Source organism: Neorhizobium vignae (genome assembly GCF_000732195.1).
GTDB classification, from domain to species: domain Bacteria; phylum Pseudomonadota; class Alphaproteobacteria; order Rhizobiales; family Rhizobiaceae; genus Neorhizobium; species Neorhizobium vignae.
The window spans coordinates 547683-572971 of sequence record NZ_JNNU01000002.1; the positions used below are offsets into that span (position 1 = coordinate 547683).

Annotated in this window: 18 protein-coding genes; 10 read left to right on the forward strand and 8 right to left on the reverse strand. The window is 62.9% G+C overall.

Annotation, left to right across the window (positions count from 1 at the left end; genetic code table 11):
- Positions 1-233 precede the first annotated feature (233 nt).
- The 4 genes from GQ59_RS02865 (at position 234) to hemH (ending at position 5691) form a co-directional block, all read left to right on the forward strand.
- Entirely contained in the window at positions 234-1685 is a 1452-nt protein-coding gene (locus tag GQ59_RS02865; protein ID WP_037077167.1) for a homospermidine synthase, read from the forward strand.
- A gap of 196 nt (positions 1686-1881) precedes the next feature.
- Entirely contained in the window at positions 1882-2241 is a 360-nt protein-coding gene (omp10, locus tag GQ59_RS02870) for an outer membrane lipoprotein Omp10 (RefSeq protein WP_037077168.1), read from the forward strand.
- A 212-nt stretch (positions 2242-2453) separates the two neighbouring features.
- A complete protein-coding gene (locus tag GQ59_RS02875; protein ID WP_037077170.1) occupies positions 2454-4526 on the forward strand; it encodes a 5'-nucleotidase C-terminal domain-containing protein in 2073 nt (690 codons plus the stop codon).
- A gap of 130 nt (positions 4527-4656) precedes the next feature.
- Positions 4657-5691: a ferrochelatase gene (gene hemH / locus GQ59_RS02880; protein WP_037077173.1), complete on the forward strand. Its 1035-nt coding sequence runs from the start codon at positions 4657-4659 to the stop codon at positions 5689-5691.
- Positions 5692-5744: 53 nt separating this feature from the next.
- On the opposite strand, the gene GQ59_RS02885 is transcribed toward hemH, so the two are convergent.
- Together GQ59_RS02885 and queC are read right to left on the reverse strand one after the other, a co-directional pair.
- Complete coding sequence (locus GQ59_RS02885; RefSeq protein WP_037077175.1) at positions 5745-6500, reverse strand: MBL fold metallo-hydrolase; 756 nt, start codon at positions 6498-6500, stop codon at positions 5745-5747.
- Between the two features lie 87 nt (positions 6501-6587).
- Positions 6588-7298, reverse strand: coding sequence for a 7-cyano-7-deazaguanine synthase QueC (gene queC / locus GQ59_RS02890; protein WP_037077177.1), 711 nt, complete (start codon positions 7296-7298; stop codon positions 6588-6590).
- 193 nt (positions 7299-7491) lie between these two features.
- Here queC and GQ59_RS02895 point away from each other — a divergent pair, with 193 nt between their 5' ends.
- Positions 7492-8529 carry an SPFH domain-containing protein gene (locus GQ59_RS02895; protein ID WP_037077179.1) on the forward strand — a complete coding sequence of 346 codons (1038 nt, stop codon included), beginning with the start codon at positions 7492-7494 and terminating at the stop codon, positions 8527-8529.
- Between the two features lie 3 nt (positions 8530-8532).
- Positions 8533-8991, forward strand: coding sequence for an NfeD family protein (locus GQ59_RS02900; RefSeq protein ID WP_037077181.1), 459 nt, complete (start codon positions 8533-8535; stop codon positions 8989-8991).
- Between the two features lie 49 nt (positions 8992-9040).
- Here the strand turns inward: GQ59_RS02900 and GQ59_RS02905 are convergent, their stop codons facing one another.
- Positions 9041-10036 carry a KpsF/GutQ family sugar-phosphate isomerase gene (locus tag GQ59_RS02905; RefSeq protein ID WP_037077183.1) on the reverse strand — a complete coding sequence of 332 codons (996 nt, stop codon included), beginning with the start codon at positions 10034-10036 and terminating at the stop codon, positions 9041-9043.
- A gap of 146 nt (positions 10037-10182) precedes the next feature.
- Here GQ59_RS02905 and GQ59_RS02910 point away from each other — a divergent pair, with 146 nt between their 5' ends.
- Entirely contained in the window at positions 10183-11718 is a 1536-nt protein-coding gene (locus tag GQ59_RS02910; protein WP_037077186.1) for an outer membrane beta-barrel protein, read from the forward strand.
- On the opposite strand, the gene GQ59_RS02915 is transcribed toward GQ59_RS02910, so the two are convergent.
- Entirely contained in the window at positions 11702-12598 is an 897-nt protein-coding gene (locus GQ59_RS02915) for an ornithine carbamoyltransferase (protein WP_037077189.1), read from the reverse strand. The two genes, GQ59_RS02910 and GQ59_RS02915, sit on opposite strands and share 17 nt — an antisense overlap.
- A gap of 92 nt (positions 12599-12690) precedes the next feature.
- The gene (gene galU, locus GQ59_RS02920; protein WP_037077192.1) at positions 12691-13578 is read right to left on the reverse strand and encodes a UTP--glucose-1-phosphate uridylyltransferase GalU; all 888 of its coding nucleotides are present in this window, start codon (positions 13576-13578) and stop codon (positions 12691-12693) included.
- A 200-nt stretch (positions 13579-13778) separates the two neighbouring features.
- On the opposite strand from galU, the gene GQ59_RS02925 reads away from it, so the two are divergent.
- Both GQ59_RS02925 and GQ59_RS02930 read left to right on the forward strand, forming a co-directional pair.
- Positions 13779-14999, forward strand: a complete 1221-nt coding sequence (locus tag GQ59_RS02925; protein ID WP_037077194.1) for a lytic murein transglycosylase — start codon at positions 13779-13781, stop codon at positions 14997-14999.
- Between the two features lie 66 nt (positions 15000-15065).
- Positions 15066-16358: an SGNH/GDSL hydrolase family protein gene (locus tag GQ59_RS02930; RefSeq protein ID WP_084682952.1), complete on the forward strand. Its 1293-nt coding sequence runs from the start codon at positions 15066-15068 to the stop codon at positions 16356-16358.
- A gap of 251 nt (positions 16359-16609) precedes the next feature.
- On the opposite strand, the gene GQ59_RS02935 is transcribed toward GQ59_RS02930, so the two are convergent.
- Together GQ59_RS02935 and gltB are read right to left on the reverse strand one after the other, a co-directional pair.
- Positions 16610-18064: a glutamate synthase subunit beta gene (locus GQ59_RS02935; RefSeq protein ID WP_037077197.1), complete on the reverse strand. Its 1455-nt coding sequence runs from the start codon at positions 18062-18064 to the stop codon at positions 16610-16612.
- Between the two features lie 64 nt (positions 18065-18128).
- Positions 18129-22850 (reverse strand): glutamate synthase large subunit, encoded by a 4722-nt coding sequence (gene gltB, locus GQ59_RS02940; protein ID WP_152564198.1) that lies wholly within the window; start codon positions 22848-22850, stop codon positions 18129-18131.
- Positions 22851-23329: 479 nt separating this feature from the next.
- On the opposite strand from gltB, the gene GQ59_RS02945 reads away from it, so the two are divergent.
- Positions 23330-24382 carry a threonine aldolase family protein gene (locus GQ59_RS02945; protein WP_037077203.1) on the forward strand — a complete coding sequence of 351 codons (1053 nt, stop codon included), beginning with the start codon at positions 23330-23332 and terminating at the stop codon, positions 24380-24382.
- A gap of 9 nt (positions 24383-24391) precedes the next feature.
- On the opposite strand, the gene GQ59_RS02950 is transcribed toward GQ59_RS02945, so the two are convergent.
- The gene (locus tag GQ59_RS02950) at positions 24392-25246 is read right to left on the reverse strand and encodes a LysR family transcriptional regulator (RefSeq protein WP_037077205.1); all 855 of its coding nucleotides are present in this window, start codon (positions 25244-25246) and stop codon (positions 24392-24394) included.
- Positions 25247-25289: the final 43 nt, after the last annotated feature.

A 25289-nucleotide genomic window follows, 5' to 3' on the forward strand; every position in this document is an offset into this window, starting at 1 on the left:
CCGAATAAAAGGGGCTCGCGCCGAGCTTGTCGCAGCTCTCAGGAAATCCGCAGCGACGCACGCCTCCTCGAATAACGACCGCGATTCATCCCCCGAAAATCGACAGGCTCTTTATTGTGACGAAGTTTTATGATCTAGAGCGCCGCGAATTGCCCGAGTGCAGCCTTTAATTTCCATTCCACTGCCGAATAAGCGGGGCAGCGGCCCACCGGGCCGCGATCAAGGAGAAAGACATGTCAGAGACTACCTATCCGGTTTATGGCGAAATCACCGGTCCGATCGTGATGATCGGTTTCGGCTCGATCGGCCGCGGCACGCTGCCGCTGATTGAACGCCATTTCAAGTTCGACAAGAGCCGGATGGTCGTCATCGACCCGCGCGAAGAACCCTCCGACATGGAGATCTTGAAGAAGCACGGCGTTCGTCACATCAAGGAATACGTGACCAAGGAGAACTACAAGGAACTCCTGAAGCCGCTTCTGACCGAAGGCAAGGGCCAGGGCTTCTGCGTCAACCTGTCGGTCGACACCGGCTCGCTCGACCTGATGAAGCTCTGCCGCAAGCTCGACGTCCTCTACATCGACACGGTCGTCGAACCCTGGCTCGGCTTCTATTTCGACAAGAACATGAAGAACTCCGAGCGCACGAACTATGCGCTGCGCGAAACCGTGCGCAAGGAAAAGGCCAAGAACCCGGGCGGCGCGACCGCCGTTTCCACCTGCGGCGCCAACCCCGGCATGGTTTCCTGGTTCGTCAAGCAGGCGCTGGTCAACCTCGCCAACGACACCGGCCTGAAGTTCGACGAACCGGATCAGCACGACCGCGAAGGCTGGGCCAAGCTGATGAAGAAGCTCGGCGTCAAGGGCGTCCATATCGCCGAGCGCGACACGCAGCGCACCAAGCACCCGAAGCCGCTCAACGTCTTTTGGAACACCTGGTCGGTCGAAGGCTTCATCTCCGAAGGCATGCAGCCGGCCGAACTCGGCTGGGGCACCCACGAGGAATGGATGCCGAAGAACGCCAAGAAGCACAAGAAGGGCAGCAAGGCCGCCATCTATCTCGAACAGCCGGGCGCCAATACCCGCGTCCGCAGCTGGTGCCCGACCCCGGGTCCGCAGTACGGCTTCCTCGTCACCCACAACGAATCGATCTCGATCGCCGACTATTTCACGGTGCGCGACAAGGACGGCGAAGTGACTTTCCGCCCGACCTGCCACTACGCCTACCATCCCGCCAATGACGCGGTTCTGTCGCTTCACGAGATGTTCGGCAACGGCGGCACACCGCAGCCGGTCCACCACGTTCTCAACGAGGACGAGCTGGAGGACGGCATCGACGAACTCGGCGTCCTGCTCTACGGCCACGAGAAGAATGCCTACTGGTTCGGTTCGCGCCTGTCGCTCGAAGAAACCCGCCGCATCGCGCCTTACCAGAACGCCACCGGCCTGCAGGTGACGTCGGCGGTTCTCTCCGGCATGGTCTGGGCGCTCGAAAACCCGACCGCCGGCATCGTCGAAGCCGACGAGATCGACTACAAGCGCTGCCTCGAAGTACAGCTGCCCTATCTCGGCCCGGTCGAAGGTCACTACACCGACTGGACCCCGCTCGATGGCCGCCCGGGTCTCTTCCCGGAAGAGATCGACGAGAAGGATCCGTGGCAGTTCAAGAACATCCTGGTTCGCTAGTCTCGCGAAAGGGTTCGCTGATTTCGCGAACGGGTTCGCTGATCCAATAAAGCACAGTGGAAACCGCCTGCCCTTCCGCAGGCGGTTTTTTGCATGTTGAAAGCTCTTGCCTTTTCAAGGCCACATCTTGCGTTACATAGGGCGATGGCGGCAAGGTTTCTCAACCGACGCCGGACCGAATCGCGGGAGACAGATCATGAAATTCAAAGTGAGCTTCGCGCTCATCGCCGCAGCCAGCTTGACGGCCTGCGTTTCTTCCCCTCCGCCGCAACAGATGGCGGCCGTGCAGCCGCAGGGCGTCGAAGGAAGCTGGGTCGATCCGAACGGCATCGTTTCCTCGTTCCAGGCCGGCACGTTCAACACCCGCTCCAGCGACAGCAATACGCTGCTCGCCTCGGGCACCTATACCAGCCTCTCGCCGACGCTGGTCGAGATCAACATGACCTCGCTGGTGCGCAAGACCCAGTCGCGCGTCAACTGCTCGCTGGTCAGCATCAACCAGCTCAACTGCACGCAGGATAGCGGCGCCCAGTTCTCGCTCGCCCGCCGCAGTTGAGACGACACATCCTCGTCACGATCATCGCGACCCCGCCTCGGCGGGGTTTTCGCGTTTTGCGCGCATTCACTTCCGAATACACTATCGTCACATTTCCCTTGAACCCACCATCGGTTGATGAAAACATGCCCGCCGGAACGGTTGTCACATTGCAAAACTAGAACAGATAAAAGGGCGGCACAGCCGTCCCAATTAAAAAGAGGAGAGATCAGATGAAGAAGACATTGGGGCTCGGGCTGCTGACCGCGTCGGTCATGGCTCTATCAAGCGGCGCGGCATTTGCCGATTTCGAGCTCAATATCCTGCACATCAACGACTTCCATTCGCGTCTCGAATCCATCAATGCGACCGATTCCACGTGCTCGGCAGAGGATGAAGGCAAGGGCGTATGCTTCGGCGGCGCAGCCCGCCTGCTGACCGCGATCAACCAGACCCGCGACGCGCTGAAGGCTGAGAACAGGAACGTCATTCTCCTGAACGGCGGCGACAACTTCCAGGGCTCTCTCTTCTACACGACCTACAAGGGTGCGGCCGAAGCCGAAGCGCTGAACGCCATGAAGTTCGACGCCATGACCGTCGGCAACCATGAATTCGACGATAGCGACGACGTGCTCGCCACCTTCCTCGACAAGATCCAGTTCCCGGTCGTCACCGCCAACGTCGTGCCCAGCGCCGCCGCCAAGATCGGCAACCGCATCAAGCCGTCGCTGGTACTGACCGTCGGTGGCCAGAAGATCGGCATCGTCGGCGCCGTCACCAACGACACCCCTGAAATCGCCAATCCTGGCCCGAACATCACGATCGCAGACGACGTCGCCAAGATCACCGAAGCCGTCCAGTCCCTGAAGGCTCAGGGCGTCGACAAGATCATCGCGCTGACCCATGTCGGTTATCCGCGCGACCTTACCATGATCGCCAAGATCCCGGATGTCGACGTCGTCGTCGGCGGCCATACCCACACGCTGCTGTCGAACACCGCCAAGGGCGCCGAAGGGCCCTACCCGACCTGGTCGGACAACCCGGGCGGCTACAAGGTCCCGGTCGTCCAAGCCTATCAATATTCGAAGTATCTCGGCGACATCAAAATCGTCTTCGATGACAGCGGTGTCGTGAAGTCGGCCGAGGGCGAGCCGATCCTCATGGACAAGTCGATCACCCCGGACCCGGCCTTCCTGGCCCGCGTCGCGGAACTGAAGAAGCCGATCGAGGACATGAAGAAGAAGGTCGTCGGCGCCTCCGAAGCCGTGATCGACGGTGACCGCCGCGTCTGCCGCGCCAAGGAATGCTCGATGGGCAACCTGGTCGCCGATGCCATGCTCGACCGCACCAAGGGCCAGGGCATCACCATCGCCATCCAGAACGGCGGCGGCCTGCGCGCCTCGATCGACGCCGGCGAAGTCACCCAGGGCGAAGTCGTCAGCGTCCTGCCCTTCCAGAACACGCTCGCCACCTTCCAGCTCACCGGCGCCGATGTCGTCAAGGCGCTGGAAAACGGCGTCAGCCAGATCGATGACGGAGCAGGCCGTTTCCCGCAGGTCGCGGGTCTCAAATATTCCTTCGACAAGTCGAAGCCGGTCGGCTCCAAGGTCAGCGACGTGCAGGTCAAGGACGGCGATAAGTTCGTCGCCATCGACCCGGCCAAGAGCTACGGCGTGGTCACCAACAATTTCATGCGTGCAGGTGGCGACGGTTACGCCATCTTCAAGACCGGCGGCAAGAACGCCTATGACTACGGTCCGGACCTCGCCGACGTGACGGCGGAATTCGTCGCTGCCCGCAACCCTTACAAGCCGTATACGGACGGCCGTATCACCGACCTGACCCCGGCAAGCTACACGCCGCCGCCCAAGCCCGCGCCCGCCGCTCCGCCGGCAGCTGCTCCGGCTCCGACGGCTGCCGCTCCTGCTGCCCCGGCTCCGGCTCCCGCTGCACCTGCCGCACCTGCCCCCACGGCAGCAGCACCCGCAGCGCCGGCACCGAACACGATGGCAGCGGCACCGGCCGCACCGGCGGCCCCTGCTCCGGCAGCAACGCCTGCACCTGCCGCGCCGGCCCCCAACACGATGGCCGCAGCTCCGGCAAAGCCTGCTACGGCAGCGGCACCCGCCGCTGCAAAGCCGGCCGGCCCGACCAAGTACACGGTCGTCAAGGGTGACTCGCTGTGGAAGATCGCTGAAGCCACCTATGGCGACGGCGAGAAGTGGACCGAGATCGCCAAGCTCAACGCGCTGCGCCATCCGAATGTCATCCAGGTCGGCGCCGAGCTGGAACTGCCGGCAAAATAAGCCGCGGCATCGCCGACAAGGACAATTTGTCTCGTTTCTTCAACCGGCCCGGGGTTTCCCGGGCCGGTTTTTCTTCCTAAGTATTCCGCAGATGAAGCGCCTGGCTATCGTTCAACCCGAAAGTGTCCGCATGACCTCCCATTCCGCTCCCATGCCCTCCGATCATCCGAAGGTGAGCTTCGGCAAGGTCGGTGTCCTGCTCGTCAATCTCGGCACGCCGGACGGTACGGACTACTGGCCGATGCGGCGCTACCTGGCGGAGTTTCTGTCCGACAAGCGGGTGATCGAATGGTCGCGGCTCTACTGGTATCCGATCCTCTACGGCATCGTGCTGAACAAGCGGCCGCAGAAAGTCGGCAAGGCCTATGAGGCGATCTGGAACAAGGATCGCAACGAAAGCTACCTGCGCACCTATACCCGCAGCCAGGGCGAGCTGATGGCCGAGCGGCTGAAGGACCTGCCAAATGTCGCGGTCGACTGGGCGATGCGCTACGGCAAGCCGTCGATCGCCGAGCGCATCGACGCGCTGAAGGAAAAGGGCTGCGAGAAGATCCTCCTCTTCCCGCTCTATCCGCAATATGCGGCCTCCACCACCGCTACCGTGAACGACAAGGCCTTCGAGCACCTGATGAAGCTGCGTTGGCAGCCGGCGTTACGCACCGTGCCGCCCTATCACGACGAGCCGGCCTATATCGAGGCGCTGGCGGATTCCGTCAGGGCGAAATATGCGGCGCTCGACTGGGAGCCGGAAATGCTGATCGCCTCCTTCCACGGCATCCCGCAATCCTATTTCAAGGCGGGCGATCCCTATTACTGCCATTGCCAGAAGACGGCGCGACTGCTGAAGGAGGCGCTCGGCTTCACGGACAAGAACTTCATGATCACCTTCCAGTCCCGTTTCGGGCCGGAGGAGTGGCTGCAGCCCTATACCGACAAGACGGTCGAAAAACTCGCCCATGACGGCGTCAAGCGGATCGCGGTGATGAATCCTGGTTTCGTTTCCGACTGTCTGGAAACGCTGGAAGAGATCGCCGGCGAGGCGGGCGAGATCTTCCTGCATCACGGCGGCGAAAAGTTCGCCCATATCCCCTGTCTGAACGACAGCCCCGGCGGCATGACGGTGCTCGAAAAAGTCGTCCGCCGCGAACTTCAGGGCTGGGTGTAAGCCGGCTCATTCCAGCCGCCCCTGATTTTATTGCCTCTCCGGATTCAGCGTTTTCAGCGGGCCGGCAGGTCGATCACATCGCCGTCTGCCGGAATCAGCAGGCGCGATGGGCCGATTCCGGCCGAGTGAGCGGCCTCGCGCAGATGTGCACGCGAAACGGTGGCATGATCGAGCGCCTCCATATGCGTGGCGACAACCGTGGCCTCAGGCGCGGACCGGCAGAGTTCGATCGTTTCCGCCGCATTCATGACGATGAGGTCGCCATCCCAGAGGGCGCCGCAGGAATGGCTGACGATGACATCGGGCACGACGCGCTTCACCGTCTCCAATACCGGCGGATAAAGAACCGTATCGCCCGCCCAATAAATGAGAGGCTCACCGGGCGCGGCAAGCGTCAGTCCCATCACCGACCCCATCTTGTCCCGGACCGGACCAAGCCCGTGGCTGCCCTCGCAGCGCGTGATCGTAATGCCTTGCCAGACGAGCTCCCCCTCGAGCGGCGCCACATCGATAAAACCTTCTGCCGCGATTGCCGCCTCGTCGCCGGGCTGACAGATCAGCGGCAGATGTTTCGGGACACGTTGTTTGGCCACCGAATCGAAATGGTCCGTATGGAGATGGGAGACGATCACCAGTTCGACACCCTCCAAGACCTCCTCCACCGAAAGCGGCAGGTCCGTCAACGGGTTGGCGGATTTCCCGGTATAGGACGGCAGGCTGTGACGAGGTGCGAAATAAGGATCGATCAGGATGCTGCGGCCCGCATAGGAAAGCTTGAGCGTCGCATTGCGGATCAATTGAAGCTTCATCGAGGCACCTCGTACGGGGAGAATGCGAAGCCTAGGCCGGTTGGCCGTGATGATCCAATGACTGTTCTAGATGAGACAGCCACTTTATCAACGCGTCTCCTCGGCCCTGAATCCTACCGTCGCCGCCCTCCAGAAGTCAGGATCTTCATAATCCGTCGGATCGGCGATGCCGGCGAGATGGAAAGCCTCTCGACGCTCGACACAGGTGCCGCAGCGGCCGCAATGGCGGGCACCGCCCTTGTAGCAGGACCATGTCTCGGCAAACGGCGTAGCGTGACGGGCGCCGTCGGCGACGATATCCGCCTTCGCTCCATGGACATAAGGCGCAAGCAGCCGGACCGACGCGTAGCCGTCCAGCGCATGATCCTGCATCGCCTGGAAGGCGTCGATGAAACCGGGCCGGCAGTCGGGATAGATGAAATGGTCGCCGCCATGCACGGCGATCGCCACCGCATCGGCGTTTCGCGCCGCCGCCACCCCGAAGGCGATCGACAGCATGATCGCATTGCGGTTCGGCACCACGGTCACCCGCATCGTCTCCTCGGCATAATGCCCGTCCGGCACCTCTACGTCGTCGGTCAGTGCCGAGCCGGTCAACCGGCTGCCGATCCCGCGCATGTCGATGATCTCGTGGAAGACCCCGAGCCGCGCGGCGCAGGCGGCCGCGAAATCGAGTTCCTTGCGGTGCCGCTGGCCATAGTCGAAGGAGATCAGCCCCAGCAGCTGCCGTTCGGCGGCAATCCTGTGGGCGAGCGAAACGGAATCCAGTCCGCCGGAGCAGACGACGATGGTTTTCATGGGCTTTCATCCTTGTTTTGACCGGGTAGGCTGCGACCGGGAGTTCGAACCCGCTTCCTAGACCGGCAACGCGTCCTTGTGAATAACCCGGGCGACATCGACAGCGGTCGAGCTGTCATTTCTTCCCTGTAAAGAACGTGCTAACTCATCACGTGTGATCTGGCGGACTTACCGCCTGCAATGGAGGAATGTCATGAACTTGGGCGGCTTGGGCGGCTTCGATATTACCGTGATTGCCTTGGTCGTTTTGGCCGTCGCGATCTTGTTCGCCAGCATCAAAACTGTTCCGCAGGGCTATCGCTACACCGTGGAAAGTTTCGGCCGCTACACCCGTACGCTGGAGCCCGGCCTCAACATCCTGACGCCCTTCATCCAGCGCATCGGCGTGCGCATGAACGTCATGGAGCAGGTACTCGACATCCCGACCCAGGAAGTCATCACCAAGGACAATGCCAGCGTCTCCGCAGATGCTGTCGCCTTCTATCAGGTGCTCAATCCGGCCCAGGCCGCCTACCAGATTTCCAACCTGCAGAACGCCATCCAGAACCTCACCATGACCAACATCCGCTCGGTCATGGGCTCGATGGATCTCGACGAGCTGCTCTCCAATCGCGAAGTCATCAACGAGCGCCTGCTGCGCGTCGTCGACGAGGCGGTAGGCCCCTGGGGCATCAAGGTCACCCGCGTCGAGATCAAGGACATCCAGCCGCCGGCCGACCTCGTCGAATCGATGGGACGCCAGATGAAGGCCGAGCGCGAGAAGCGCGCCCAGATCCTCGAGGCCGAAGGTTCCCGCAGCGCCCAGATCCTGCGCGCCGAAGGCGCCAAGCAGGCGGCCGTCCTCGAAGCCGAAGGCAAGCGCGAAGCCGCGTACCGCGAGGCGGAAGCTCGCGAGCGTCTGGCGGAAGCCGAAGCCAAGGCGACCCAGTCCGTCTCCCAGGCGATCGCCGCCGGCGACGTGCAGGCGATCAACTATTTCGTGGCGCAGAAATACATCGAGGCGCTGGCGGCGATCGGCAAAGCGCCCAATTCGAAGATCGTGCTGATGCCGCTGGAGGCTTCGTCGATCATCGGTTCGCTCGGCGGTATCGGCGCCATCGCCAAGGAGGTTTTTGGCGATGGTTCGGGTCCCGCCGCACCGCCGCGCCCGCCGGCCGGCCCGCGTCCCCAGCCCGGCCCGCGCACCACGCCGGTGCTCAATCCGTTCAACCCGAATTCCTCAGAGACCTGAGCCATGCTGCATGATGCTGTGGTCAATCTCGGTCCCTGGAGCTGGTGGATATTGGGCGTCGTGCTCTTGTGTGCCGAGCTTGCGGCACCCGGCGTCTTCCTGATCTGGATCGGCGCGGCCGCGATCGTCATCGGCGTCCTGTCTTTGGCGCTCTGGGACGCGGCCTTCTGGGGCTGGCAGGTTCAGCTTCTGCTCTTCGCGGTACTTTCCGGCGCCTTCGCACTGGCCGGCCGCCGTTTCTATTCCAGCCGCAACCAGGCGACGGACGAGCCCAATCTCAACAGGCGCGGCGAAAGCCTCGTCGGCCGCACCGCAACTCTCCACGAACCGATCGCCGAGGGACGCGGCCGCATCCGGCTCGACGATACATGGTGGTCGGTGATGGGACCGGACCTGCCGGCCGGCACGCAGGTGAAGGTGGTGGCGGCAAGCGGCCGCGACCTGACGGTCGAAGCGGCTTAGTTCTTCCGGTCGGAAAGCGGCTTAAAGCGGCTTGGAGCCTGACGGAATATCAGGCGACGCCAACGCGCAGCAGATCGTGGAAATGAACGATGCCGACCGGCTTGCGCTCCTCATCGACGACAAGCAGCGCGCCGATGCTGTGCTTGTTGAGCAGCGCCATGGCCTTCGTGGCAAGCGTTTCCTTGCTGACGGTCTTCGGGTTGAGCGTCATCACGTCGTCGACCAGCGTTTCGCGCAGATCGAGATGAAGGTGCCGGGAAATATCGCCATCGCTGATGAAGCCGCAGAGGCTGCCATCCTCATCGACTATACCGACGCAACCGAAGCGTTTTCGCGACAGTTCCTCGATCGCCTCCAGCATGAGGACGCCCTTTTTGACCAGAGGCATGCGATCACCGGTATGCATCAGGTCGCCGACATGGCTCAACATCGCCCCGAGCTTGCCGCCCGGATGGTAGACGCGGAAATCGGTTGCCGAAAAACCGCGCGCTTCGAGCAGCGCCACGGCAAGCGCATCGCCCAGGGCAAGCTGCATCAGCGTGGAGGTGGTCGGCGCCAGACCGTGCGGGCAGGCTTCCTGTTCCTTGGGCAGCAGCAGAACGACATCGGCTTCGCGGGCAAGCGTCGAAATCTCGCCCGACGTCATGGCGATCAGCGGAATGGAGAAGCGGCGGGTGAAGGAAACGATGCCCTGGAGCTCGGCGGTCTCGCCGCCCCAGGAGAGCGCCAGCACCACGTCGCCCGAGCCGATCATGCCGAGATCGCCGTGGTTGGCTTCGACGGGATGGACGAAGAAGGAAGGTGTGCCGGTCGAGGCGAGGCTGGCGGCGATCTTGCGGCCGATATGTCCGCTCTTGCCGATGCCGGTCACGACGACCCTGCCGTCGATATCGCCGATCAGTTCCGCGGCCTTTCGGAAGGCGTCTCCGAGGCCGTTCTGAAGTGCCAGCTCCAGCGCGTTAAGTCCTTGTTTCCCGAAGGAAATTGTCCTCAAGGCGGAATCGACGAGGTCGTTCTCGACCAGTTGCAAAGCTCTCTTGATCATGGGCAAGCCTTAACTCTTTTCACACCTCAAGTCTATCGGCTTTGGCACGGGACCACTAAGTTGGCCGCCGCCCATGGCGTCGCAACCAAACGTTAACCACATGGCTTTACGTTTGGGTAAGCATTTGCGATTGCCCGGGCAGGCCTATGAAGATCACCACAACGACAGGCGGAACGCGCCAGAGGCGCCGGACGGCACTCGGCCTTCTGCTGGCCTGTTCGGCGCTTGTTTCGCCCGCGGCCGCCCAGACCCGCAATGTGTTTCCGCCGCAGAACGGCTCTCTTCCCTCGGTCGCGAACACCACGTCGCCGACTTCGAACACGGCCTCCAACACAGCATTGAGAGGCAGCACCTCGGCGCAGCCGGCGACCAACGCCACCAATGCTGTCGACGACCAGAACCAGGACGATCCGAATGTCGCCACCGGCACCACGCCCGGCCGCAACCAGGCAGCCAACCAGGAGCCTCCCTACGAGGACGACCTGAACCAGCCGCGCGAAGAGCCGCTCGACCGTGGCGCCGAGCCTGTCGAAACCCAGGAACAACCCCGCGAGCCGGGCGACCCGACCGGCATTCGGATGGGCAGCTTCCTGCTCCGCCCCTCTATCAACCAGAGCATCGACACCGAGACCCGGCGCTCGAACGGCACCAAGATCCGCCGCGATTACCTGTCGACAGCGATCCGCGGCAGCTTGACCTCCGACTGGTCGCGCCATTCGTTGACGGTTACCGGCGAAGGCACGCTGGAGCGAAATCTCGGCAGCAGCAGCCAGGGCGAGCAGCCGGAAGCGAACATCAATGCGGACCTGCGGCTCGATCTCTCCAACGATACGGTCGCCCATATCACCGGCGGCTACCGGTTCTCCCGCGAGGACGACTACGACCCGAATGCGCTCGGCGGCGCGTCCACCCAACCGGGTGTCCATGAATTTACCGGCGGCGCCTCCGTCCAGCGCGACTTCGGCAAGATCCGCGGCACCGCCGCACTCGATCTGTCCCGCGCGGCCTATACGGATGCGAAACTCTCCGACGGCACGATCGTCAGCACCGAGGATCGCAACCGCACCGGCATCGACGGCCGTCTGCGGCTCGGCTACGAACTCTCCCCGGCGCTCGTCCCCTATGTGGAAGTGGCAACCGGCCGCACCTTCTACGACCTCAGGCGCGACAATTCCGGTTATGCCCGTTCCTCGCAGAGCTATGCGGCGCGCACCGGGGTCGAATTCGATCTCGGCGAGAAACTGCGCGGCGAAATCGGCACCGGTTACGAGATTGTCGACTACGAGGACGACCGCCTGAAATCGGTCGGCGCGGTCACCTTCAACGGCAGCGCCACCTGGTCGCCGCAGCGCGGCACCAATGTCGATCTCGGCCTGCGCACCACGGTGCAGGATTCGACCACGCCCGGCCAGAGCGGCTGGGTGGAATACCAGGCGACGGCAGCGCTGACGCACGAGATGCGCGACAACCTCATCGCCCGGCTGACGGGCAGTTCGACCCTGCGCGATTTCCCGAGCGGCGGTCCAAGCGACGAGACGGTCTGGATCGGCGGCGCCGGCCTCACCTGGGCGATCAACCGTTATCTCGACCTGACCGGCGACGTGGAATACGAGCAGGCGGAAGGCGGCGGCGCAGACGACAAGATCGTCCGCGCCGGGGTCGGCCTCACCTTGAAGCGTTAAGCTCCGGTCGGGCGGCGATCCATTCCATCAGCGCGTTCTGCGCGTGCAGCAGGAAGGCTTTCGCCGCTGTGCTCCGGCAGGCGGGATGCGTCATCGCCTCCGCGGTCACTTCCTGCCCTCGCGCCACAGGCGGACAGGGGATGAAGATCGCATCCTGACGGCAGCGATCGAGAACCTCGGCCGATATGCGGTAGTCGGCGACTTCGCCTTCCGGCGCGCCACCCGGCCAGCTATCCGTGAAGATGACGTCCGCATCCTCAAGCTCGCGCATATCCGTACTCAGCCGGAAATTGGGATTGAGGAGTGCGGGATCGTTGACATGCCAAACGTCCGGATAGACCTGCACCACCTCGATCGGCAGCGAGATCGACGCCTCCACCCAGGACCGCAGAATATTGGCGTCCGGCGCCACGCCGACGATCTTCAGCCCTTCGATGCCGCCACGCTTGCTGTCGACATAGGCGAGGTCTCCGAGGGTCTCACACGGATGATTGGACCGCGTCCGGGCATTGATGACAGGGGCTCGGGCATTTGCCGCAAGTTCCCGGAGCGCGGCGAGGTCGGGCGTTCGGATGACGATCATGTCGAACCAGTTGTCGAGGTAACCCGCCAGATCGGCAATCGCCTCACGCCCGCCGAGGCTGGCCGGCACATGCGTGCAAATGCCGCCCATCGCCTGGATTCCGAGATCGAAGGCCGTCGTATTGCGCCAGCCGCCATCGTCGACGATCAGGGCGATCCGCCTGCCCTCGAGACTTTTCGGCATCCGCCGCTCCCGCCACGCTTGCCCAAGCGCGCCGGCACGATCAAGGATCGCCGCTATGGCACCCGCCGAAAGATCGTGGAATTCCAGAAAATCGAGATTCGCAGAGACAGCCATGTCACTCGGCACCGTGAAAAAGAAAACCCCTCATAGCAGGACCATGAGGGGTTTGCGTGACGTCTAACCGGCAGACTGCCGGTCGGAAAATTTTACTTCAGCGAGGCGAGCAGTGCCTTCATCGGCCCTTCGATCGCAGGGCGAATGTCGGGACGCTGCAGCGCGAAGGCGAGGTTGGCCAGGATAAAGCCATCCTTGGCGCCGCAGTCGAACGTATCGCCCTTGAACGGATAGGCCGCGAATTCCTGGGATTTCAGGAGCGCCAACATGCCGTCGGTAAGCTGGATCTCGTTGCCGGCGCCGCGTTCCTGGGTTTCCAGGATCTTGAAGATTTCCGGCTGCAGGATGTAGCGGCCGTTGATGTAGAGGTTGGACGGAGCCGTTCCCTTGGCGGGCTTTTCGACCATCTGGGTGATCTTGAAGCCTTCCCCGACCGGTGCGCCGATGCCGACGATGCCGTATTTATGCGCCTGTTCCGGATCGCATTCCTGAACCGCGATGACGTTGCCGCCACTCTCTGCATAGAGATCGACCATGCCCTTGAGGCAACCCTTGCCGCCGGCCATGATCATGTCGGGAAGCAGGACCGCAAAAGGTTCGTTGCCGACGATATCGCGGGCGCACCAGACCGCATGACCGAGGCCGAGCGGTACCTGCTGGCGCGTGAAGCTGGCGGTGCCGGCAACCGGTAGAAGGCCGGCGAGCAGCGTCAGCTCGGCATTCTTGTTGCGCTCGCGCAGCATCTGCTCCAGTTCGTACTGGATGTCGAAATAATCTTCGATAACCCCTTTGCCGCGACCCGTCACGAAAACGAAGTGCTCGATGCCCGCTTCGGCCGCCTCATCCACCACATACTGGATGACCGGCTTGTCGACCACGGTCAGCATTTCCTTCGGCACCGCCTTGGTCGCGGGGAGGAAGCGCGTGCCCAGACCTGCTACCGGAAACACTGCCTTACGGATCTTTTGTTGTTGTGCCACTCATGCCTCCTGAAAGCACGTCATTGTGCGAATATTCAAATCTCGGCATCTAATGACGAATTGCTACTGTTTCGCAAAGACTGCCGCGGGTCCGGTTTCTATGGTAAAGAATTTGTTGACCCAATCCTGTTATTACATCGTTAAGCCGCATGCCACTCTTGCCGTCAGGCTTGGTAAAAGAAGAATGGACCCGACTGCCGATGAAGACGCTTCGCACCAACCTCTTTCGTGGGTTTGCCTTCTCTCTGATCGCCGGGCTCGCCGCCGCGGCCATGCCGATAGATGCTCAGGCAGACGCCGGTTTCAAGACGTGGATCGCAAAATTCTACGACACTGCAGCCAAAAGCGGTATCAGCCGTTCCACCTATGACCGAGCCTTCGCCGGCATCAGTGAACCCGATCAGGACGTGCTTGAAAAGGCGAATTTCCAGCCGGAATTCAAGTCCAGGATCTGGGACTATCTCGACAGCCGCGTAAACCCCTATACGGTCAAGATCGGCCGCGAGATGGCCGCCAGGCACGGCTCGACGCTCGCCTCCCTGGAACGCCATTTCGGCGTCGACAAGAACATCCTGCTCGCCATCTGGTCGATGGAATCCAATTATGGTGCAGCACTGGAGAATCCCGACCGCCTGCACCACGTGCCGCAGGCTCTGGCGACGCTTGCCTGGGGCGACCCCAAGCGCGCCAAGTTTGCCCGCAACCAGCTCATCGCCGCACTGAAGATCCTGCAGTCGGGCGATATCACGCCCAAACAGCTGACCGGCTCCTGGGCCGGCGCCATGGGCCATACCCAGTTCATCCCGACCAGCTACCTGCTCTACGCGATCGATGCCGACGGCAACGGCAAGCGTGACATCTGGCATTCGATCCCGGATGCGCTTGCCACCTCCGCCAACCTTCTTGCCAAGAACGGCTGGCAGAGCGGCAAGACCTGGGGTTATGAAACGGTGCTCCCGGCCAACGGCGCCCGTCACGAAGGCCAGACCAAAACGCTCGGCGAATGGGCGAAGCTCGGTTTTACCCGCGCGAACGGCAAGAATTTCCCGCGCGGCACCGACCGGGCGACGCTGAAGCTGATGGCCGGCGAGAGCGGCCCGGCCTTCCTGATGCTCGGCAATTTCTTCACCATCAAGAAATACAACGCCGCCGACAGCTACGCGCTGGCGGTCGGTCTGCTCGCCGACGAGATTGCCGGATTCGGCGGTGTCCAGCAGAGCTGGCCGCGCCCCGAAGGTACACTGGACATCAAGCAGAAGTTCGAACTGCAGAACCGCATGAAGCAGCTCGGTTATTACGACGGCGAAGTCGACGGCAATTTCGGCTCCGGCTCGAAGGCGGCGATTTCGGCGATTCAGAAACGCCTCGGCATGCAGCAGAACGGCGAGCCGTCAAAGTCGCTTCTCGAAGCTTTGCGTTGACAAGAAGGTGCTTCGCGCCACATCGTTTAAGGGAATCTCCCGCGAGACTTGCGGGGCGGCGGAGGCATGAAGGCTTTGCATAAATCCGGGCAAAAAGAGACCGTCGAGAACGGTGCCTGGCGGAACAGGCCTCGACGAAACAAGGGCGTGCGAAACTGGGGATGGGTGCGCCTGGCCCTTCTCCTGCTCGCGGTGCTGGTCGCCCTGCCGGCCGCCTCGCCTCCGGCGGCCGCCCAGGAGCCCATCCCGCGCCGTAATCTCTTCGATTACCTGTTCGGCGGCCCGCGTTACGAGCGCGACGACCGCTATGAGCGGCCCGCCCCCTACAGCCGCCGCCGCTACGAACGCGACGGCTCGATCATCGAGATGAAACCGCGGCCCCGCCGCAGCACGGGACGAGCCGCCGCTCCCCGCCCGGTGCAGCCGATCGCGCCGCCGGCGCCGGAACCGGTCGCCAAAATCGATAATGCCAAGCAGGTTTTGGTGGTCGGCGATTTTATGGCCGGCGGCATCGGCAGCGAACTGGAAACGGCGTTTGCGACCGCTCCCGGCGTCGCGATCACCGAGCGCAGCGACGGCTCCTCCGGTCTCGTGCGCGAAGATCATCTCGACTGGGCGACTGAGCTTCCCGCCATGATCGACGAGGTGAAACCCGCCGTGGTCGTGATCATGCTCGGGGCCAACGACCGCCAGCAGATGACGATCGGCAGTACGAAGGAAAAGTTCCGCAGCGACGCCTGGTTCAAGGAATACGAGCGGCGGGTGACCGAACTCGTCGGCATAGTCGCCTCCCGCAAGCTGCCGCTCCTCTGGGTCGGCCTGCCTTCCTTCCAGTCGCCGACGGCGACCGCAGACGCCGTGACGCTCAACGCCATTTACCGCAACCAGGTGGAAAAGGCCGGCGGCGAATTCGTCGATATCTGGGAAGGTTTCGTCGACGAGGACGGCAAGTTCGTCATCACCGGTTCGGACGTCAACGGCCAGCAAGTGCGCCTGCGCGGTTCCGACGGCATCACCTTCACCAAGGCCGGCAAGCAGAAGCTCGCCTTCTACGTGGAAAAACTGGCCCGCCGGCATCTCGGCGAAATGGCAAGCCCCGATGTCGTCAAGCTCGACGGTTCCAACCTGCCGGCTCTATCCACCCTTCCCGCATCGCCCGGCCAGGCCGTGCCCACCCATCCGATCAGCCTCTCCGACCCCGAGCTCGACGGCGGCAAGGACCTTCTCGGCGCCGCCCCGCTCCCCTCCGTCCTCGCCGAAACGCCGCGCGACAAACTGGTCAGGCGCGGCGAACTCGCACCGGCACCGGCCGGGCGGATTGATGATTATCGGGTCCCGGCCGTGAGTGCGGCGCGCTAGGGATACCCATTAGCGAGTGACGGGTCACGCACGGCGTCGGATAGGAGCGAAACCGCGCCACATCCAATCTCCCCCTTGTGGGGAAGATGCCCGCAGGGCAGAGGGGGGTGCTGCGGCATACTCTTCGACAGTCGAATTCGCGGCGCCCCCCTCTGTCACCTTCGGTGACATCTCCCCCACAAGGGGGGAGATTAGCGGAGCTTGCTGCACCGGCTCACATCAATCGTCTGCCCAGCGAAATTCCCGCCACCTTACCGCGGCAGAACCGAGCTTCCCATCAGCGCCTCGTCGATCGCCCGTGCCGCCTGGCGGCCTTCGCGGATCGCCCAGACGACCAGCGACTGGCCGCGGCGCACGTCGCCGGCGGTCCAGAACTTGTCGACCGAAGTCTTGTAGTCCTTGTCGTTGGCGACCACGTTGGTCGAGCCGCGGCGGTCGACATTCAGGGTCAGCTTGCCTTCGAGCTCGTTCAGAACACCGTCAGTCAGCGGACCGGAGAAGCCGATGGCGATGAAGGCGAGATCGGCCTTGATGATGAAATCCGTCCCGGCGATCGGCTTGCGGCGTTCATCGACTTCGCAGCAGCGCACGCCAACGAGCTGGCCGTCTTCGCCGACGAATTCGAGCGTCGCCACCTGGAATTCACGCACCGCACCTTCGGCCTGGCTGGACGAGGTCCGCATCTTGGTGGCCCAGAAGGGCCAGACGGCGAGCTTGTCTTCCTTCTCGGGCGGCTGCGGGCGGATGTCGAGCTGGGTCACCTTGACGGCGCCCTGGCGGAAGGCCGTGCCGACGCAGTCCGACGCCGTATCGCCGCCGCCGACGACGACGACATGCTTGGCGCCGGCCAGGATCGGATCGGCCGCCCAGGCGACACTTTCGATGTTCTCGCGGCCGAGGCGGCGGTTCTGCTGCACGAGATAGGGCATCGCGTCATAGACGCCATGTAGCTCGACGCCGGGAATGCCGGCCGGACGTGGGGTTTCCGAACCGCCGCAATAAAGCACGGCGTCATGCTCGGCGATCAGCTTCTCGACCGGGATGTCGACGCCGATATTGGCGCCGTAATGGAAGGTCACGCCCTCGCCGGTGATCTGCTCGACGCGGCGGTCGATGAAGTTCTTTTCCATCTTGAAGTCGGGGATGCCGTAGCGAAGCAGGCCGCCGGCCTTGGACTCGCGCTCATAGACATGCACTTCATGGCCGGCGCGGCCGAGCTGCTGGGCAGCCGCCAGACCGGCAGGACCGGAGCCGATGATCGCCACCTTCTTGCCGGTATGGACCGTTGCCGGCTGCGGTGCGATGAAGCCGAGCTCATATGCCTTGTCGGCGATCGCCTGCTCGACCGTCTTGATCGCGACCGGCGCATCCTCGAGGTTCAGCGTGCAGGCTTCCTCGCAGGGGGCCGGGCAGACGCGGCCGGTGAATTCCGGGAAGTTGTTGGTGGAATGGAGGTTGCGGATCGCCTCCTCCCACTTGTTGTTGTAGACGAGGTCGTTCCAGTCCGGGATCTGGTTGTGAACCGGACAGCCGGTCGGGCCGTGGCAATAGGGAATGCCACAGTCCATGCAGCGCGCCGCCTGCTTGGTAATTTCCGCATCCGACATCGGGATGGTGAATTCACGGAAATGGCGGATGCGGTCGGAAGCCGGCTGATACTTGCCCACCTGCCGGTCGATTTCCAGGAAACCCGTTACCTTGCCCATGTTTAAACCCTCAATCCGTCCTGCGCTCTGGCAGCCGGTTAAAACCTAACAAACCGCGCGAAACTTATTCCGCAGCGACCCCCATCCGCATCCGCTCCATCTCGACAAGCGCACGGCGGTATTCGACCGGCATGACCTTGCGGAATTTCGGGCGGTATTCGCTCCAGCGGTCGAGGATTTCCTTGGCGCGGTTGGAGCCCGTGTAGTGCAGGTGGTTGGAGATCAGCTGGTAGAGGCGCTCCTCGTCGTGGCGCGTCATGTCCTCGGAAACGTCGACGCGTCCCTTGTGCATGAGGTCGCCGCCGTGATGGTGCAGCTTCTCCAGCATGTCGTCCTCTTCCGGAACCGGCTCGAGTTCGACCATCGCCATGTTGCAGCGCTTGGCGAAATCGCCGCTCTCGTCGAGCACGTAAGCGACGCCGCCGGACATGCCGGCCGCGAAGTTGCGCCCCGTTTCGCCGAGCACGACGACGATGCCGCCGGTCATGTATTCGCAGCCGTGGTCACCGACACCCTCGACGACCGCGATGGCACCGGAGTTGCGAACCGCAAAGCGCTCGCCGGCAACGCCGCGGAAATAGCACTCGCCGGTAATCGCGCCGTAGAGCACGGTGTTGCCGACGATGATGGAGTTCTCCGCGACGATCCGAGAGTTCTCCGGCGGGCGCACGATGATGCGGCCGCCCGACAGCCCCTTGCCGACATAGTCGTTGCCGTCGCCGACCAGATCGAAGGTGATGCCGTGCGCCAGGAACGCGCCGAACGACTGTCCGGCCGTGCCGCGCAGCGTCACATGGATCGTGTCGTCCTTGAGGCCCTTGTGGCGCCAGCGCTTGGCGAGCGCACCCGAGAGCATCGCGCCGACGGAACGGTCGACGTTCTTGATCGGCACTTCGAAGACCACAGGCTCCTTGTTTTCTAGCGCAGCCTGCGACTTCTCGATCAGCTTGCGGTCGAGAATGTCGTCGATCGGATGCTTCTGGCGCTGCGTCCAGTAGGTCGCCTCCTTCGGAGCCTCCACCTTGTGGAAGATCTTCGAGAAATCGAGGCCCTTGGACTTCCAGTGAGCGATCATCTCGTCCTTTTCCAGAAGCTCGACCATGCCGATGATCTCGTCGAAGCGGGTGAAGCCGAGCGAGGCCAGGATCTCGCGCACTTCTTCGGCAACGAAGAAGAAGTAGTTGATGACATGCTCCGGCGTACCCTTGAAGCGCTTGCGCAGGACCGGGTCTTGCGTCGCCACACCCACCGGACAGGTGTTCAGGTGGCACTTGCGCATCATGATGCAGCCGGCGGCGATGACGGGAGCCGTCGCGAAGCCGAATTCGTCGGCACCGAGCAGCGCGCCGATGATGACGTCGCGGCCGGTCTTCAGGCCACCATCGACCTGCAGGGCGATGCGCGAGCGAAGCCCGTTCAGCACCAGCGTCTGCTGGGTTTCGGCAAGGCCGATTTCCCAAGGCGAACCCGCATGCTTCAGCGAGGTCAGCGGCGAAGCGCCGGTGCCGCCGTCGAAGCCGGCGACCGTGATATGGTCGGCGCGCGCCTTGGCGACACCTGCGGCAACCGTGCCGACGCCCACTTCCGAGACGAGCTTGACGGAAATGTCCGAGGTCGGGTTGACGTTCTTCAGGTCGTAGATCAGCTGCGCCAGGTCTTCGATCGAATAGATGTCATGGTGCGGCGGCGGCGAGATGAGGCCTACACCCGGCGTCGAGTGACGGGTCTTGGCGACCGTCGCATCCACTTTGTGGCCGGGCAGCTGGCCGCCCTCGCCGGGCTTTGCACCCTGCGCCACCTTGATCTGCAGCATGTCCGCGTTGACCAGGTATTCCGTCGTGACGCCGAAGCGGCCGGACGCGACCTGCTTGATCGCCGAGCGTTCCGGGTTCTGAGAACCGTCCGGCAGCGGCATGTAACGGTCGCTCTCCTCGCCGCCCTCACCGGTGTTCGACTTGCCGCCGATCCGGTTCATGGCGATCGCAAGCGTCGTATGCGCCTCACGGGAAATCGAGCCGAACGACATGGCGCCGGTCGAAAACCGCTTGACGATATCGACCGCCGGCTCCACGTCGTCGATCGAAACCGGCGTACGGCCGATATCGACCGCCGACTTGATCTTGAACAGGCCGCGGATGGTGTTCATGCGGACCGCCGTCTCGTTCACCATCTCGGCGAATTCGCGGTAGCGCTCCTGGCTGTTGCCGCGCACCGCATGCTGAAGCGTCGCGACCACATCCGGCGTCCAGGCATGGCTTTCGCCGCGCATGCGGTAGGCATATTCGCCGCCGATATCGAGCGTCGTCGCCAGGACCGGGTCCTTGCCGAAGGCCGCATGATGGCGGGCGACGGTCTCCTCCGCGATCTCTTCGAGGCCGACGCCTTCGATGTTGGACGCCGTGCCGAAGAAATACTTCTCGACCAGACCGGACGACAGGCCGATCGCATCGAAGATCTGGGCGCCGCAATAGGACTGGTAGGTCGAGATGCCCATCTTGGACATGACCTTGAGGATGCCCTTACCCACCGCCTTGATGTAGCGGTAGACGATTTCCGAGGAATCCACTTCCTTCGGGAATTCGCCGCGCGCGTGCATGTCGGTCAGCGTGTCGAAGGCGAGATAGGGGTTGATCGCCTCGGCGCCGTAACCGGCCAGACAGCAGAAGTGATGGATTTCGCGCGGCTCGCCGGATTCGACGACGAGGCCGACCGAGGTGCGCAGCCCCTTGCGGATCAGGTGATGATGCACGGCAGCGGTCGCCAGCAGCGCCGGGATGGCGATGCGGTCCGGACCGATCTGACGGTCGGAAAGCACGATGATGTTGTAGCCGCCCTTGACCGCCGCTTCCGCACGTTCGCAGAGACGATCGAGCATTTCCGGCATGCCTTCGGCGCCGCGCTCGATGTCATAGGTGAAATCGAGCGTCTTGGTGTCGAACCGGTCTTCCGTGTGGCCGATCGAGCGGATCTTTTCCAGATCGCCGTTGGTCAGGATCGGCTGGCGCACTTCCAGACGCTTGGCGTTCGCCGCACCCTCGTGGTCGAGAATGTTCGGACGCGGGCCGATGAACGACACGAGGCTCATGACCAGTTCCTCGCGGATCGGGTCGATCGGCGGGTTGGTGACCTGCGCGAAGTTCTGCTTGAAATAGGTATAGAGCAACTTCGACTTTTCCGACATGGCCGAGATCGGCGTGTCGGTGCCCATCGAGCCCACGGCTTCCTGGCCCGTCGTCGCCATCGGCGACATCAGGATCTTGGTGTCTTCCGAGGTGTAGCCGAAGGCCTGCTGGCGGTCGAGCAGCGACACGTCGCGGCGCAGCGCCCGCGGCTCCACCGGCTTCAGGTCTTCGAGGATGAGCTGGGTCTTGTCCAGCCACTTGCCGTAGGGATGCTTGGTCGCAAGCTCGGACTTCAACTCGTCGTCCGAGACGATCCGCCCCTTTTCCATGTCGATCAGCAGCATCTTGCCCGGCTGCAGGCGCCACTTCTTGATGATGCTCTCTTCCGGCACCGGTAGAACGCCCGATTCCGACGCCATGATGATGCGGTCGTCGTCGGTGACCATGTAGCGGGCCGGACGCAGGCCGTTGCGGTCGAGCGTCGCACCGATCTGGCGACCGTCGGTAAAGGCAACGGCGGCCGGGCCGTCCCACGGCTCCATCAGGGCGGCGTGGTATTCGTAGAAGGCCTTGCGCTCCGGCGACATCGACTGGTTGCCGGCCCAGGCTTCCGGGATCAGCATCATCACGGCATGCGCCATGGAATAACCGCCGCGCACGAGGAATTCGAGCGCGTTGTCGAAACAGGCGGTGTCCGACTGGCCTTCGTAGGAGATCGGCCAGAGCTTGGAAATGTCCTCGCCGAACAGCGGCGAAGAGACCGACGCCTGGCGCGCCGCCATCCAGTTGACGTTGCCGCGCAGCGTGTTGATTTCGCCGTTATGGGCCACCATGCGGTAAGGGTGCGCGAGCTTCCAGGACGGGAAGGTGTTGGTCGAGAACCGCTGGTGCACCAGCGCCACCGCCGTCTCGAACCGCGGGTCGGCCAGGTCCTTGTAATAGGCGCCAACCTGATAGGCCAGGAACATGCCCTTGTAGACGATCGTCGAGGACGACAGCGACACCGGATAGAAGCCCATGTCGACGCCGCCGAATGCGTCATAGATGCGGTTGGAGATCACCTTGCGGATCAGGAACAGCTTGCGCTCGAAATCGTGGTTGGTCGCAGCATCCTTGCCGGCGCCGATGAAGACCTGAACGTGATGCGGTTCGGTGGCGGCGATATCAGGCGCCTTCGACAGCGAAGAGTTGTCGACCGGCACATCGCGGAAGCCGAGGAACTGCTGCCCCTCCTCTGCGATGACGTCTGCGATCACCTTCTTGTAGTGCTCGATCTCATCCGCCTTGCGCGGCATGAAGATGTGGCCGACGGCGTATTCGCCGGCCTTCGGCAGGGTGACGCCCTGGGCCGCCATTTCCTCGCGGAAGAAGCGGTCGGGTATCTGCACCAGAATGCCGGCGCCATCGCCCATCAGCGGGTCGGCGCCGACGGCACCGCGATGCGTCAGGTTTTCGAGGATGAACAGGCCGTCCTTGACGATCTGGTGCGACTTCTTGCCCTTCATATGGGCGATGAAGCCGACGCCGCAGGCATCGTGCTCGTTGCGCGGGTGATAGAGGCCCTGGGCCATCGGCAAACCGCCGGCGACAAATGGAACGCGAACTGTCGTCTCGGCCGACATCGGGGCTTCAGCGCCTGACATCTCGGAGATGGTCTTCGTCATCGTCATTCCTCCTGTTGGCCGCCTTCGGCAGCGGGCAAAGTGGCTTTCAAATATCTCTTGGGGATGACAGCCAAGCTCCATCCCGTGCTTCATGCGATGGCGCCGCTCCAGCGTCAGTTGCAGCCTTGCAGTGCAACATAACCCGGATCGGCGTGAGCGTCAGCGGAAAAAGACGCGTCCATCATCGCTTCATTTCCAGAAATTAGGACAGCACTTCTGTCCTAATTTTCAAAATTTATGCCATAGAAGTTAATCGGCGACAAGAGCGCTTGCTAAAAATCTGCCCCTTTTGGCGACAGAAGATTACGCCAAATGCCGTAGATGTCGAAATTTAATTACGTTCGGGCGGTTTTTAAAGCGTGCCACTTGCTGACCTAACCGTTTTGGCCTTTCGGCAGACCTCGCCGATTGATTACCGGTTCAAAAAGATTAATCTCCGCACGCCTTCCAAGACAAAGCTTCCAGGGTGATTTTTCAAAATGTTTTTCGCTTCTGACAACTGGGCCGGCGCCCATCCGTCCATCAACGAACGCCTCTCGAGGGAGTCGACCCGGTTTGCCGCCGCCTATGGCAACAGCGACCTCGACAAGGCGGTCGAGGCCCGGTTCAACGAGATTTTCGAACGGGACGTCTCCGTTTATTTCGTCTCCACCGGCACGGCCGCCAATTCGCTGTCGCTCGCCAGCATCGCACGGGTCGGCGGCGTCGCATTTTCCCATTCGGAAGCCCATGTGATCGAGGATGAATGCGGCGCGCCGGACTTCTTTTCCGGCATGCGCATGGTGCCGGTCGAAGGCGAAGACGGCAAGATGGAGCCGGCAAAGCTCAGCGCCCGCATCGCCGGCTTCCCGCAGGATTCGCTGCATCACGGCCGCGCCGCCGCCGTCACCCTCACCCAGGCGACCGAAACCGGCACCATCTATACGCTTGACGAAATCGACGCGATCACCAGGATCGCCAAGGCGAACGGCCTGCCGGTCCACATGGACGGCGCCCGTTTCGCCAACGCTCTGGTCTCGCTCGACGTCTCGCCCGCTGAAATGACCTGGAAACGCGGCATCGACATCCTCTCCTTCGGTGGCACCAAGAACGGCTGCTGGTGTGCGGAAGCGATCGTCTTCTTCAATCCGGAACTCGCAAAAGACTTCGCCTTCATCCGCAAGCGCGCCGCCCAGCTGTTCTCGAAGACCCGCTTCATCTCGGCCCAGTTCGATGCCTATCTTCAGGACGGCCTCTGGCTCAACATGGCAAGCCACGCCAACAGCATGGCAGACCGGCTGCGCGCCGGCATCGGCTCGCTGAACAGCACAAGGCTTGCCTGGCACACCACCTCCAACGAGGTTTTTGCCGTGCTCAACAAGGCATCCGCCGAAGCCGCAGAAGCCAAGGGCGCGAAATTCTACGGCTGGCCGGTGCCGACCAACATGCCGGAGCCGGTCAGGGAGGACGAAACCCTGATCCGCCTCGTCACCTCGTTTGCCACCACCGAAGAGGACATCGACCAGTTCCTGTCGATCTGCTCGGCGGGCTGAAGCCTCAGCCTACGCCTGATGCTGTGGCGCGATCTGCGCCACGATCAGGCTCGACAGCGCCTCCGTGAGCGCGGCATCGGCGCCGCGCCGCGGAACCAGCACGAACTCCACGTCTTCCAGCACCGGCAGCCGGTCTGCCGGGATCTCCTTCAGCCCCGCCGGCGCCATGCTGCGCGGCTGGACCAGCACGCCCATGCCGGCCCGCGCCGCAGCGGTGAGCCCACTCAAGCTGCCGCAGGTGCAGACGATCCGCCACGCCTTCTTTTCCCGGTCGAGCGCTTCCTGCGCCACCCGCCTGGTAATGCTCGGCGGCGGAAAGGCGATCAGCGGCAGCACATCGCCGCGCAGCGCCAGATCCGGGTCGCGCGCCAGCCAGACCAGCGGCTCGCGATAAAGCAGCCGGCCGTTCGTCTCGCCGATATGCCGCTTGGCGAGCACCAGGTCGAGATCGCCGATATCCTGCATCTGATAAAGCACCGCGGAGAGCGCCACGGTCAGCTCCAGGTCGACCAGCGGATAAAGCCGGATGAAATCTTCGAGGATCGAGGTCAGCCGGCTGGCCACCACGTCTTCCGAAACCCCGAGCCGCAGCCGCCCGCGCAACCGGCTCTCCCCGAACAGCGAGGCCACCTTGCCGTTCATGTCCAGCATGCCCCGCGCATAACCGAGCAATGCCTCGCCCTCCGCGGTCAGCTTCACCTGATGCGTATCGCGAAACACCAACTGCCGTCCGAGCGACTTTTCCAGCCGCTGGATATGCTGCGTCACGGTGGATTGGCCGATGCCAAGACGCGCCGCGGCCTCGGTAAAACTGCCGGTCTGCTGCAGCATGACGAAACTGTTCAAGTGGTGAAGGTTGAGCATGGCTATCCGAAATCATGATAACTATTAGTGTTTGCATTCTGCT

Excerpts from the sequence above, each read along its gene's own strand:
- GQ59_RS02865 (WP_037077167.1), top strand. The coding sequence starts at position 234 with ATGTCAGAGACTACCTATCCGGTTTATGGCGAAATCACCGGTCCGATC.
- omp10 (WP_037077168.1), top strand. The coding sequence starts at position 1,882 with ATGAAATTCAAAGTGAGCTTCGCGCTCATCGCCGCAGCCAGCTTGACG.
- GQ59_RS02875 (WP_037077170.1), top strand. The coding sequence starts at position 2,454 with ATGAAGAAGACATTGGGGCTCGGGCTGCTGACCGCGTCGGTCATGGCT.
- hemH (WP_037077173.1), top strand. The coding sequence starts at position 4,657 with ATGACCTCCCATTCCGCTCCCATGCCCTCCGATCATCCGAAGGTGAGC.
- GQ59_RS02885 (WP_037077175.1), bottom strand. The coding sequence starts at position 6,500 with ATGAAGCTTCAATTGATCCGCAATGCGACGCTCAAGCTTTCCTATGCG.
- queC (WP_037077177.1), bottom strand. The coding sequence starts at position 7,298 with ATGAAAACCATCGTCGTCTGCTCCGGCGGACTGGATTCCGTTTCGCTC.
- GQ59_RS02895 (WP_037077179.1), top strand. The coding sequence starts at position 7,492 with ATGAACTTGGGCGGCTTGGGCGGCTTCGATATTACCGTGATTGCCTTG.
- GQ59_RS02900 (WP_037077181.1), top strand. The coding sequence starts at position 8,533 with ATGCTGCATGATGCTGTGGTCAATCTCGGTCCCTGGAGCTGGTGGATA.
- GQ59_RS02905 (WP_037077183.1), bottom strand. The coding sequence starts at position 10,036 with ATGATCAAGAGAGCTTTGCAACTGGTCGAGAACGACCTCGTCGATTCC.
- GQ59_RS02910 (WP_037077186.1), top strand. The coding sequence starts at position 10,183 with ATGAAGATCACCACAACGACAGGCGGAACGCGCCAGAGGCGCCGGACG.
- GQ59_RS02915 (WP_037077189.1), bottom strand. The coding sequence starts at position 12,598 with ATGGCTGTCTCTGCGAATCTCGATTTTCTGGAATTCCACGATCTTTCG.
- GQ59_RS02925 (WP_037077194.1), top strand. The coding sequence starts at position 13,779 with ATGAAGACGCTTCGCACCAACCTCTTTCGTGGGTTTGCCTTCTCTCTG.
- GQ59_RS02930 (WP_084682952.1), top strand. The coding sequence starts at position 15,066 with ATGAAGGCTTTGCATAAATCCGGGCAAAAAGAGACCGTCGAGAACGGT.
- GQ59_RS02935 (WP_037077197.1), bottom strand. The coding sequence starts at position 18,064 with ATGGGCAAGGTAACGGGTTTCCTGGAAATCGACCGGCAGGTGGGCAAG.
- gltB (WP_152564198.1), bottom strand. The coding sequence starts at position 22,850 with ATGACGAAGACCATCTCCGAGATGTCAGGCGCTGAAGCCCCGATGTCG.
- GQ59_RS02945 (WP_037077203.1), top strand. The coding sequence starts at position 23,330 with ATGTTTTTCGCTTCTGACAACTGGGCCGGCGCCCATCCGTCCATCAAC.
- GQ59_RS02950 (WP_037077205.1), bottom strand. The coding sequence starts at position 25,246 with ATGCTCAACCTTCACCACTTGAACAGTTTCGTCATGCTGCAGCAGACC.